Source organism: Streptomyces sp. NPDC050988 (assembly GCF_044456225.1).
GTDB lineage: Bacteria > Actinomycetota > Actinomycetes > Streptomycetales > Streptomycetaceae > Streptomyces.
On the sequence record NZ_JBITFQ010000008.1, the window covers coordinates 319,500 to 331,144 of the forward strand.

An 11,645-nucleotide genomic window follows, 5' to 3' on the forward strand; every position below is an offset into this window, starting at 1 on the left:
CTACGTGGAGCCGGTCGCGGTGCGGCGCGGGCGCCTGCGTTCCGGCAGAGGCTTGCGCTTGCGGGTGCGGCGGGGGGCTTCCGCCGTACCGCCGCCCACCCGTGCGGCTGGAGTCGAAGAGGCGGAGGACGTGGCCGTGAGTGCCGTGAGTGCCCTGACGCGGTCGGTGAAGTCGGGGTCGGGGAGGGGAAGGTCCAGGTCGTCGTCCACATAGGCGACGGCCGCGGGCACGTAGTGCAGGACGGCGTTGACCGGTTCGGGCACGGGCGAGTCGTCCGGCTTGAGCGCGCGGAGGATGCGCAGCGTGGTAGTGATCTCGACCTCGGGTCCGGTCTCTGTGTCGGCCACGGCGTCGGTCTGGGTGTGCTGGGTGTGCCACCAGTCGGCTGCTCCGTGCTCACCCAGGGCCCGGTGGTGCAGATAGAGGCAGTAACTGGCGGCGGGGTCGCCGGCCCCGGCGGCGTACTGCCACCAGAATCGGGCGGACTCCTCGCGCTCGGAGAGCTGCAGCATGCACCCCAGAACGCGGGCCCCGGACGGTTCGGGCAGCGCCCGGGCAAGAAAGATCCGGAGGTCGGCGAGGGCTCCGGTGTGGGTGATCACGGTCTCGCAGAGGGTCTGGAGATCGTCGGCGGCGGAGCTTTCGAGCCTCGATCCCTCGCGGGCCTGTCCGCTGTCCGGGGAGTGTTCGTCGGCCGGGGTCTCGTCGGCTGCCCCCCTCGCACCCGAGTTCTTGCCGAGGACGCGCTCGCCGACCGCGTCTGCGTCGCACGGATCTGTGTCGCACGGGTCTGCGTCTGCCGCGTCTGCGCCTGCCGACCCGCAGGCGTTGCGGGTATGAGGCGGGGGGCAGCGGGGTTCCTCGGATGTGTCCCGCCGAACAGCCGCTCGGGCGGCCAGGCGGGCGAGGGCCGCGTCGATGTCGGCCCGGGTGTAGGGCTCGCGGCGCAGCCTGGCGCGGGCGAGCAGCTCGTCAATGTGCGATGTCATCGGCATGCCCTTCTTCGCTCTCGCTCAGCGCGGCGCCCTCGCATCCGCCCTCGCCCGGTGCGGCACTCTCACACCGCGTGGCCTCAAGTCGCCTCTTGACCCCGTACGCGTGCTCCAGCCGTCGCCTTGCGTGCCGGACGGTGGAGCGTACGCCGGCCGGGGTGATCCCGAGTGCGGCCGCCACCTCCTCCACGGTGAACCCCTGGCCGAACTGCAGGAGCATGACGTCCATCTGACGCGGCGGCAGCTGTCCGATCGCCTCGTAGAGGCTGAGGCTCTCCTCGAACTGGCCTATGGGGTCGACCGCCTGGCTGAGCGCCACCGTCTCGAAGGCGGCCTCGCCGATGAGGGCGGGACGGCGGTCCCGGGCCCTGGAGAAGTCGATGGTGGTGTGCCTGAGCACGCGCCAGGCGTACGCCGTCGGGTTCTCCTTGGTCAGGACTGTGGACCAGGCCCTGAGTAACTTCTCGAAGGCCGTGTCGACGGCCTCCTCGGCATCGGCCCTGCTGCCCAGCCGGATCTCCGCCCAGTGGACGTAGATCGGCCGGTACATCCGGTGGAATGCCTCGAAATCCAGCGGCAGTTTCCGCATCGGCCGGGCGCCGGTCGCGGTTCGGGGAAGTTCCTGGCTCACGTCTGTCCCTCCGTACCGCCCTCGCGCCGCATCTCGCTGATGCCGGCCCGAACTCCGGCCGCGGCCACGCGGCGCAGCAGACCGAGCACGTCACGGCCGAACACCCGCAGGGCGAGCACCGCCAGGATCACATCGTCGGCAACGTCCAGATTCACGTGCGGTTTTGCCTCTCCTTACAGAAGGCGAGGCCTCGTGGCGTTTCTGGCGGCCTCGGGAGGGCGCCTCTTTTACGCCCTCCGTTCACGATGACGTTTGCAACGGGCCAGGTGTGCAACACCCGCACAGACTTTCTTAACGGAGCGCAGTGTTCTGATTACGATTCTTCGTTCACAGCAGCTCACGCAAGCCTTCACGACTTCTGCGCGCCACCCTCACGCCACCTCGGCCACCTGCACAGCGACCGCGGCACCCTCGAACCGGGCATCTCTTTGCGCAAACAATCGCAAACATCGCGACCCTCACCTTGTGACACACGTCACCGCGCACACCCCCTGTGGCGCTCCGGCCCTCAAGGAGGGCAGGACCAGCGAGCTTGACGAGGTCACGTCACCACAGGGCGGGCGGGCAATTCCCAGCCACCGCACACCCGTTGACGAGCCCACCGCAGCGCGGAACCGCCTCTGAAGGACGCGATACCGAAAGATTCAACGGACTGTGTCAGGCGGCGCCCACGACGCCACCGCAGGACGGCCAAGACACTCCAGGAGTCCCCCGGGAAACGGATCCACGCCTCCCTGCCGACGCGCCCCACGGCACGAGAAAACCCCCTCTGACCTGCGAATAAGCTGGTCAAAGGGGGTTCTTCGTGTGGAGCCTAGGGGAGTCGAACCCCTGACATCTGCCATGCAAAGACAGCGCTCTACCAACTGAGCTAAGGCCCCGTAAGGGAGGCATCTGACTGAAGGATCCCCTTCTGAGCAGCGCCGCAGACCAGAGTACCGGGTCACCCCGGGTATCCCGCAAAAAGATTGGGGGTCCCCGCGAACGACCACTCTCCGTAAGATGCTCGACGTGGTTCGCTACAGCGAACCACGGTACTTGGGGAAGCGATGGGGAGACGCGAATGGACGCCGCACAGCAGGAAGCAACCGCAAGAGCCCGGGAGCTGCAGCGGAACTGGTACGGAGAGCCGTTGGGGGCGCTCTTCCGTAGGCTCATAGATGACCTGGGGCTCAATCAGGCCCGCCTCGCCGGAGTACTCGGCCTGTCGGCGCCCATGCTGTCGCAGCTGATGAGCGGCCAGCGCGCCAAGATCGGGAACCCCGCGGTGGTTCAGCGCGTACAACTGCTGCAAGACCTCGCGGGACAGGTGGCGGACGGCAGTGTGAGCGCTGCCGAGGCCACCGAGCGCATGGACGAGATCAAGAAGTCGCAAGGGGGCTCGGTGCTCAGCAACACCACGCAGTCGACGACCAGTTCGGGGGGTGCACCCACGGTGAAGCGTGTGGTGCGCGAGATCCAGTCACTGCTGCGTTCGGTCGCTGCCGCGGGGGACATCATCGAGGCGGCCGACACTCTCGCCCCGACCCACCCGGAACTGGCAGAGTTCCTCCGGGTGTACGGAGCCGGCCGCACCTCGGACGCGGTCGCCCACTACCAGTCCCACCAGAGCTGAGCACATCGCCCGGCCGCCGAACACCCGGTAGCCGCAGTCCTGTTGGGCCTGCCGGTCACCGGAGGCCAGGCAGCCGGGCACCTCGGAAGGGCCGCCGTACCGACCGCCGAAGGGGGAGCGACGCACGACCATGGGTGAGGTCTTCGCCGGCCGGTACGAACTGGTCGACCCGATCGGACGCGGGGGAGTCGGTGCGGTCTGGCGCGCCTGGGACCACCGGCGACGCCGGTATGTGGCCGCCAAGGTGCTCCAGCAGAGCGACGCGCACTCGCTGCTGCGCTTCGTGCGGGAGCAGGCACTGCGGATCGACCACCCCAATGTGCTCGCGCCCGCCAGCTGGGCAGCCGACGACGACAAGGTCCTGTTCACCATGGACCTCGTCGGTGGCGGTTCGCTGGTCCACCTGATCGGCGACTACGGTCCCCTGCCGCCGGCGTTCGTCTGCACCCTGCTCGACCAGCTGCTGGCGGGGCTCGCCGCGGTGCACGCGGAGGGAGTCGTGCACCGTGACATCAAGCCCGCCAACATCCTCCTCGAGGCGACCGGAACAGGCCGTCCGCGGCTGCGCCTGTCCGACTTCGGCATCTCGATGCGGCTGGGCGAGCCCCGCCTGACGGAGACCAACTACGTGGTGGGGACGCCCGGTTACTTCGCGCCCGAGCAGCTGCTCGGCTCGGAACCCGACTTCCCCGCCGACCTCTTCGCCGTGGGCCTGGTCGCCCTCTATCTCCTGGAGGGCGCCAAGCCCGATGCCAAGGCGCTGGTCGACCACTTCACGACCCACGGCACACCGGGCGCCCCGAAGGGGATCCCCGAGCCGCTGTGGCAGATCGTGGCCTCTCTGCTCCAACCGGACCCACAGGCGCGGTTCCGCACCGCCACGGGGGCGCGCAAGGCGCTCGCCGCGGCCAGGGAACTCCTCCCCGAGCCCGGCCCCGACGACGAGCTGATCGAGATCTTCGACCAACTCGGCCCGCTTCCGGCCGAGTTCGGCCCGCAGGGCCCTCTGACGACCACTACCGCGTCCGCGGGCGCCCAGGCTCACGACACCGCGCCTCAGCGGCACGGCCCGAGCGCCTCGACACCGTCGCAGCAGTCCGGTGCCGCGCCTCCGGGTGCTCGGACAGCCACGGAGGGCCGTGCGGCGCCGCCATCCGGGAGCACCGCTCCGTCCGAGGCCCCCGCAGGCACCGTGTCCCCCCAGCCGAGAACGTCTCCCGAGGCACACCCCGGTGGCGTGTCTCCGGATGCCCACACAGATACGGCCTGGCCCCAGACGCGCACGGGTGCCGTCCCGCCGATGCCTCCCGCAGACGCTGTTCCTCCCCACCCCTACACCGGCGCCGTACCGTCCCGTCCGATTCCCGGCGACGTACCACCACCGCCCTCGACCGCGCCCGTCCCCCCGCAGTCCCCCGCGGTGCCGGACACCGGAGACTTCCCCCTGCCGCCCCCGCCTCCGCCCCGGACCACCACCTCTCCCGTACAGCCCCACCAGCCAGGGCCCCACTCTCAGCCACAGCCCCACCCACAGGGAAAGGCGCATCCCCAGCCCGAGCAGCCCTCCACTCCCCCCACGTCGCTCGCGCTCCCGAACCCCGCGTACTCCCCGTCGTTGCCGTACGAACCCACTCATGTGCTCTCCCCCCGGACTCCGCACCCCTCGGCCGCTCACTCCTCGGCCACGACCCCTGCGTCGCCGCCCCAGCCGTACGAATTCGCCTCTACTGCTTCATACACCGCTCAAGACGTTCGGGTTCCACCTCAGCCGCAGCCCGTTGCGCGGCATCGCGCGAGGCGGGCGCAGCGGCGGCCCGGGCCGCCCGCGATGGTGGCGGTTCCGGTGCTCATGCTCGCGCTGGCCTGCTTCGCGGTCGGGTTCTGGGCACTGACGCAGATCTGAGCCGGACCGGGAAGCACCCGTGGCGGCCAGACCAGGAGCCACCCGCGGACTACGTGGACCACGCCGGCTACCAGGCTCGCGGCGGCCCGTACTCCCGCGACCGCGCGTCCGAACCCTCGACGTACGGCACAGGCACCGACCCCTCTCCGGGACCCCCGCCTCCTGGACCCCCGCCTCCGGGCGCCCCCGCTCCGGACAACGCCGCTCCGACCGCCACCGCCCGCCTCCGTGCGACCACGGTCCACACGACGAGCCCCAGCACCAGCACGGTCCCCGCGCCGATCCCGCCCACGGCCACCGCCTTCATCGCGGTGTTCCCGTCCGGTCCCCCGTCACCGGCCGCAGCGGCGCCGTTCGACGCCTCGGCCCTGTCCCCCGCGGTCACGTCGAACACGTCGGGCGGCACGGCGGTTCCGTCGTACACCGCCGGTGCCCCGGCCGTACCGCTCACCCGCACGCGCAGGGTCAGGTCGAACGGCCCGTCGCCGAACTTGCCCGCCATCTCCGCACCGAGGTTCACGGCCAGGTAGTACCAGCCCGCGAACCGCATTCCGCTCACCTGGTCGTCGACGTCGTACCGGTTCTCGTAGGCGACCGGGGGCAGCGGCTCCAGCGCGGCCGACTTCGCCCTGCCGTCGTATCCGGTGCCCGCGTCGTCCACGAAGGCGCGCACCGGGTTGTAGAGCGACAGGCCGAGGGCGTTGCCCAGGAACCCGTCGCCGCTCGCCGAGCCCAGTTCGGCTGTGGCGTAGAGCTGTTGCCCCCAGTCGACGGGAACGCGGTAGAAGAGCGTCTGCCCGGCCTGGATCTCGTCCTTCCAGACGCCCTGTTCCAGGGAACGCGCCTCGTTGAAGCTCGTACCGCCCCTACGAGTCCTGGCAAGGCCGTCGACCGCTTGCGGGGACGCGGAGTCCCACACTTCGGGGGCGGTCGTCGAAGCGGTCTTCTTCAGCGCGGGCTCCGACACGTACCGAAGCTCCAGCTCCCAGTCGTCCGGCGAGGACCCGGCTCCGCCGATGCGCTCGACGAGCACGGAGTACGCCCCCGCGCTCTTGCAGGTGTACGTGCCGGGGCCGGCCCTGCGCGAGGCCCATGCGGTGATCGGCCGCGGGGTCTCGGTGGGCCCGAACCGTGCGGCACCGGCGTCCCCGGAAAAGCACTTGTGGCCGTCGGGGTCCTGCATGGACACCTTGATGCCGTCCGAGTACACGGCCTTCGTGCCCGCCTTGGGGACGGCGGTGACCGACACATAGTCGGTGGACACGGCGTCGAGCCGCAGCCCGTAGTAGAGCTTCCCCTTGTCGCGGAGGGTGCTCCGGTAGATCGTGCCGGGCGTCAGCCGTACGGCATCCTTGGCCGTCGTCGCGCCCTCGATCCGCTCGGCGCCGGCGGCGAAGCGGTACGGAGGGGGAGTGCCGGCCGCCGTCGCCGGTCCCGCCGAGGACACGGCCGCGAAGAGCGCCGCCGCCCCGGCCAGGACCGTACGGCCGCGCCACCGTCCCGTGCGCCGCCCCATCACGCGCCACCCCTCGCCGTAGCACCGGATCGTCACTCACCGCGCGTCCGCGGACCGGTGTCGGCGCTGTCCCGACGCTGTCCCGGACGTCCGTGAAGCCTCGACCATCCTGCCCCTCCGGCCGCCGCGCCACCCCTTGTTCAGCCACGCAAGCGCTTCCTGTGACGTCCTCGACGCCTGACGTCCACAACGCCTGACGTCCACAACGCGCTGTCCCGGCCCTGCCCCCGACCCCGCTCCGGCAACACAAAACCCCGACCGCGAGGCGGCCGGGGTCTGTACTAAGGCTGTCGTCGATACTCACGAACCCGTGGGCACGGAGTCGGTCGCCTCCGTCCACAGATCCTGCTCGGCGCGATCCGCCTGGATCTGGCGGTACACGAGGAGCCCGCCGATGGCGGCCAGTGCGACCAGGAGAAGCTTCTTCACCGCGCGACCTCGTCTTTCCTTGGCGTAGGGGACTTCTGCCGCCCGACTATACACACCGGCCGATACCGATCGGTGACCTGCGTCGGCCGCCAACTCCCGCACGGCACACAGCAGTAGAACCGGACGACGGCGCTCCTTTCGCAACGTGAGAAGTCACCACACACAGTGACTTTTACTTCTCTTCATCGCTTTTCTGGATTCTTGGGTCCATCCGGGTGGTGTTCATCGGAAGATCGACGCGCCACGGGTGCGGGTCCACCACTTCACGGCCGCCATACACATCATGAGGAAAGTACGCAAATCGCCCAACCCGAAAGTGAGGGGCCATGGCCAAGATCAGGGTCATGAAGCTGTGGACCGCGGTCATCACCGCCTTCATCGCACTGTGCACGACGCTCGGACTCGTCACGACGGCGAGCGCGGCCACACCGGTACAGCAGCCGGCGAGCCCGCGCAACAGCACCGCGACCGTGACGCTCCCGGCGACGGCCGCCTGGGCATGGGCGTACGCCCGTTCCCTGCCCCCCACCATGAAGCAACGCATCCGCGCCGAGGCCCACGGCTCCTCGCCGAGCTGCCGCCACCGCGCGCCGGCGGACACGGACGAGACCTCCGACGAGGAGGAGCCCGCGGCGGACTCCGCCGCTCCCTGCACCGACCGGACGTAGGCCGAGCACCGACGAACAGGCCCCTACGTAGACCCTCTTCACGTAATTCGGCCTCTACGTAGACGTCGTTCACGTCTCCTCGAATACCTCTTGCACACCTCACGTCCGGGGCGAACTTGCGTACACACCGGGCACACGACAAGACCCCCAACCAGGACTGGTTGGGGGTCTTCGCAGTGTGGGGCTAACAGGATTTGAACCTGTGGCCTCATCCTTATCAGGGATGCGCTCTAACCAACTGAGCTATAGCCCCGCCGCGCTCTGCGGTGTATGTCCCGCGCGCTGACCTCTGAAGATTAGCGCACGACGGGGTCAGTCCCAAAATCGGTATCCGAGCCCCGCTCCAGCCTGCCCGGACAGCCTGGCAGCGCATCCCCGGGCAGCGTGAGAGCGCATCCCCGACAAGGGATGCGCTCCAAGCAGGAAGCGGTTACGACAACGTTTTACTCGTCTTCGGCGAGCGTCAGCTCGATACCGCCGACGAAGCCCGCGGAGAGGTTGTAGATGAACGCTCCGAGGGTGGCGAGCGCGGTGGCAAGGACGACGTCGATGACCGCGATGATCGACGTGAAGATGAGCACACGCGGCAGCGACAGGAAGGACTGAAGGTCGAAGCCGTTGGACTCGTTCGAGCCGGTGGCCTCGGAGATCGTGCCGCCCACCGTGGAGAAGACGCCCATGGCGTCCATGACCATCCACAGGACCGCGGCCGCGACGATCGTGCAGATGCCGAGCGCGATGGAGAGCAGGAAGCTGACCTTCATCACCGACCACGGGTCGGCCTTGGCCACCCGCAGCCGCGCCTTGCGCGTGCGCGGCGTCGTACGGGCGCCGGTGCGCGGCCTGCGGACAGCGCCGGCGGCCGCCTGCTGTGCCGGGTACGCCTGCGGCGGGTGGTACGGCTGAGCGGTCTGCTGCGGCTGCCGTTCCCCCGGCAGCGGCGATCCCGGAGGCGGCGGCGCCGCGCCCACGGGAGCAGGCTGGCCCACGGGAGGCGGCGTGTGGCCCCCCACCGGAGCCGCCGGGCCCGGGGCTGGTCCCTGCCCCGGAGAAGGCGCCGGGCCCGGAGGCACCGGCGAGCCTGGGGCCGCGCCCGCCGCGTACTGCGGCGTCTGCGGGCCTCTGGTGTCCGTCACAGTTCCCCCCTGGGATCCATGAGAGTCATGGGAGTCGGTCGACTCAGTGGCGGGGCCACGGCCGCCGTCCTTTTCCGTACCGGTCGAACCGGCGCCCGTGGCTCCGCTCACGATGACTCACTCCTCGCGCTACTCGTCCGAGGACGGCTCGCCCTCGTCCGTACCGGCGACCGTTTCGACCTCGTCCGAGTCGTCGACCGCGCCGTCGACTTCCTCGGCCTCGCGACCGGCCTCGGCGTTTCGAGCGATACCGACGACGGCATCGCGCTTGCCCAGGTTGATCAGTTGGACGCCCATGGTGTCACGGCCCGTCTCCCTGACCTCGTTGACTCGCGTACGAATCACACCGCCCGACAGCGTGATGGCGAGGATCTCGTCGGTCCCCTCGACCACCAGCGCGCCGACGAGCGAGCCACGGTCCTCGACGATCTTGGCGGCCTTGATACCCAGGCCACCGCGACCCTGGACGCGGTACTCGTCAACAGCGGTCCGCTTCGCGTACCCACCGTCTGTGGCAGTGAACACGAACGTACCGGGTCGAACAACATTCATCGAGAGCAGCTGGTCTCCCTCGCGGAAGCTCATGCCCTTCACACCCGAGGTCGCACGGCCCATGGGACGCAACGCGTCATCCGTCGCCGTGAACCTGATCGATTGGGCCTTCCTGCTGATCAGAAGCAGATCATCCTCTGCCGAAACGAGTTCGGCACCGATCAGTTCGTCGTCGGAACCGTCCTCTGTTTCACGGAGGTTGATCGCGATGACGCCGCCCGAACGCGGTGAATCGTAATCCTTCAGGGGCGTCTTCTTCACAAGTCCGCCCTTCGTGGCCAGCACCAGATAGGGCGCCGCCTCGTAGTCGCGGATCGCGAGGATCTCGGCGATCGCCTCGTCCGGCTGGAATGCCAGGAGGTTGGCGACGTGCTGTCCACGCGCGTCACGTCCGGCGTCCGGGAGTTCGTACGCCTTCGCGCGGTAGACGCGGCCCTTGTTGGTGAAGAACAGCAGCCAGTGGTGCGTCGTCGACACGAAGAAGTGGTCGACGATGTCGTCTTCCTTGAGCTTCGTGCCGCGTACGCCCTTGCCGCCGCGCTTCTGGGAGCGGTAGTCGTCCGTCTTGGTGCGCTTGACGTAGCCGCCGCGCGAGATGGTGACGACGATGTCCTCTTCGGCGATCAGGTCCTCCATGGACATGTCGCCGTCGAAGGGGACCAGCTTGGACCGGCGGTCGTCGCCGAACTTCTCGACGATCGCGGCCAGTTCCTCGCTGATGATGCCGCGCTGACGCACGGGCGAGGCCAGGATCTCGTTGTACTCGCGGATCTTCGCCTGGAGTTCGTCGTGCTCGGAGACGATCTTCTGACGCTCCAGAGCGGCCAGCCGGCGCAGCTGCATCTCGAGGATCGCGTTGGCCTGGATCTCGTCGATCTCCAGGAGGCCCATGAGGCCCTCTCGCGCGATCTCCACGGTGTCACTGCGCCGGATCAGCGCGATGACCTCGTCGATAGCGTCCAGGGCCTTCAGGAGGCCACGCAGGATGTGCGCGCGCTCCTCGGCCTTGCGCAGCCTGAAGCGCGTACGCCGGACGATGACCTCGACCTGGTGCGTCACCCAGTGCCGGATGAACGCGTCCAGGGACAGGGTCCTCGGTACGCCGTCCACCAGCGCCAGCATGTTCGCGCCGAAGTTCGTCTGCAGGTCGGTGTGCTTGTAGAGGTTGTTCAGGACGACCTTGGCGACCGCGTCCCGCTTCAGGACGATGACGAGGCGCTGGCCCGTGCGGGACGACGTCTCGTCGCGGACGTCCGCGATGCCGCCGACCTTGCCGTCCTTCACCAGGTCGGCGATCTTCTGCGCGAGGTTGTCGGGGTTGACCTGGTAGGGGAGTTCGGTGACCACCAGGCACTGGCGGTTCTGGATCTCCTCGACGTCGACGACCGCGCGCATCGTGATGGAGCCACGGCCCGTGCGGTACGCCTCCTCGATGCCCTTGCGGCCCACCACAAGGGCGCCGCTCGGGAAATCGGGGCCCTTGATGCGCTCGATCAGGGCGTCCAGAAGCTCCTCGTGCGAGGCCTCCGGGTTCTCCAGGTACCACTGGGCGCCGGACGCGACCTCGCGCAGGTTGTGCGGCGGGATGTTGGTCGCCATGCCGACCGCGATGCCCGCCGAGCCGTTGATCAGCAGGTTCGGGAAGCGCGCCGGCAGAACCGTCGGCTCCTGGTTGCGGCCGTCGTAGTTGTCCGTGAAGTCGACGGTCTCCTCGTCGATGTCGCGGACCATCTCCATGGACAGCGGCTTCAGCTTGCACTCGGTGTACCGCATGGCGGCGGCCGGGTCGTTGCCGGGAGAGCCGAAGTTGCCGTTGGAGTCCACGAGCGGCATCCGCATCGACCACGGCTGCGCGAGGCGGACCAGCGCGTCGTAGATCGAGGAGTCGCCGTGCGGGTGGTAGGTGCCCATGACGTCGCCGACGACGCGGGCGCACTTGTAGAAGCCCTTCTCGGGCCGGTAGCCGCCGTCGTACATGGCGTACAGGACGCGTCGGTGGACGGGCTTGAGGCCGTCCCGTACGTCGGGCAGCGCGCGCGACACGATGACGGACATCGCGTAGTCGAGGTACGAGCGCTGCATCTCGGTCTCGAGCCCGACGGGCTCGACGCGCAGGGCGATCTCGCCCTCTTCAGGGGTGATCGGAAGGTTCTCGTCGGTCATTGCTGGTGAAGATCCTTTCTGGCGCGGTCAGCTGAGACC

Annotated in this window: 10 protein-coding genes and 2 tRNA genes; 3 read left to right on the top strand and 9 right to left on the bottom strand. The window is 69.1% G+C overall.

Annotated elements, in window-relative coordinates; genetic code table 11:
• From ACIBEI_RS20750 to ACIBEI_RS20765, 4 genes are all read right to left on the bottom strand, one after another.
• A complete protein-coding gene (locus tag ACIBEI_RS20750) occupies positions 1–990 on the bottom strand; it encodes a hypothetical protein (protein WP_398890770.1) in 990 nt (329 codons plus the stop codon).
• Positions 974–1,624 carry an RNA polymerase sigma factor gene (locus ACIBEI_RS20755; RefSeq protein ID WP_398890772.1) on the bottom strand — a complete coding sequence of 217 codons (651 nt, stop codon included), beginning with the start codon at positions 1,622–1,624 and terminating at the stop codon, positions 974–976. The genes ACIBEI_RS20750 and ACIBEI_RS20755 overlap by 17 nt, the downstream gene beginning before the upstream one ends.
• Complete coding sequence (locus ACIBEI_RS20760; protein WP_398890774.1) at positions 1,621–1,779, bottom strand: hypothetical protein; 159 nt, start codon at positions 1,777–1,779, stop codon at positions 1,621–1,623. The genes ACIBEI_RS20755 and ACIBEI_RS20760 overlap by 4 nt, the downstream gene beginning before the upstream one ends.
• 653 nt (positions 1,780–2,432) lie before the next feature.
• Positions 2,433–2,505: transfer RNA gene (locus ACIBEI_RS20765), tRNA-Ala, on the bottom strand.
• A 182-nt stretch (positions 2,506–2,687) separates the two neighbouring features.
• On the opposite strand from ACIBEI_RS20765, the gene ACIBEI_RS20770 reads away from it, so the two are divergent.
• Both ACIBEI_RS20770 and ACIBEI_RS20775 read left to right on the top strand, forming a co-directional pair.
• Positions 2,688–3,239 (top strand): hypothetical protein, encoded by a 552-nt coding sequence (locus ACIBEI_RS20770; protein ID WP_055613072.1) that lies wholly within the window; start codon positions 2,688–2,690, stop codon positions 3,237–3,239.
• A gap of 130 nt (positions 3,240–3,369) precedes the next feature.
• Positions 3,370–5,142: a protein kinase gene (locus ACIBEI_RS20775; protein WP_398890776.1), complete on the top strand. Its 1,773-nt coding sequence runs from the start codon at positions 3,370–3,372 to the stop codon at positions 5,140–5,142.
• Positions 5,143–5,209: 67 nt separating this feature from the next.
• Here the strand turns inward: ACIBEI_RS20775 and ACIBEI_RS20780 are convergent, their stop codons facing one another.
• Complete coding sequence (locus ACIBEI_RS20780; RefSeq protein ID WP_398890778.1) at positions 5,210–6,658, bottom strand: hypothetical protein; 1,449 nt, start codon at positions 6,656–6,658, stop codon at positions 5,210–5,212.
• A 300-nt stretch (positions 6,659–6,958) separates the two neighbouring features.
• Positions 6,959–7,087: a DLW-39 family protein gene (locus ACIBEI_RS20785; RefSeq protein ID WP_003999697.1), complete on the bottom strand. Its 129-nt coding sequence runs from the start codon at positions 7,085–7,087 to the stop codon at positions 6,959–6,961.
• A gap of 326 nt (positions 7,088–7,413) precedes the next feature.
• Here ACIBEI_RS20785 and ACIBEI_RS20790 point away from each other — a divergent pair, with 326 nt between their 5' ends.
• A complete protein-coding gene (locus ACIBEI_RS20790) occupies positions 7,414–7,755 on the top strand; it encodes a DUF6344 domain-containing protein (RefSeq protein WP_398890780.1) in 342 nt (113 codons plus the stop codon).
• Positions 7,756–7,934: 179 nt separating this feature from the next.
• On the opposite strand, the gene ACIBEI_RS20795 is transcribed toward ACIBEI_RS20790, so the two are convergent.
• From ACIBEI_RS20795 to gyrA, 3 genes are all read right to left on the bottom strand, one after another.
• Positions 7,935–8,008: transfer RNA gene (locus ACIBEI_RS20795), tRNA-Ile, on the bottom strand.
• 190 nt (positions 8,009–8,198) lie between these two features.
• Positions 8,199–9,002: a DUF3566 domain-containing protein gene (locus ACIBEI_RS20800; protein ID WP_398890782.1), complete on the bottom strand. Its 804-nt coding sequence runs from the start codon at positions 9,000–9,002 to the stop codon at positions 8,199–8,201.
• A gap of 18 nt (positions 9,003–9,020) precedes the next feature.
• On the bottom strand, positions 9,021–11,606 hold the full coding sequence (gene gyrA, locus ACIBEI_RS20805) for a DNA gyrase subunit A (protein WP_398890784.1): 2,586 nt from the start codon (positions 11,604–11,606) through the stop codon (positions 9,021–9,023).
• Positions 11,607–11,645 lie beyond the last annotated feature (39 nt).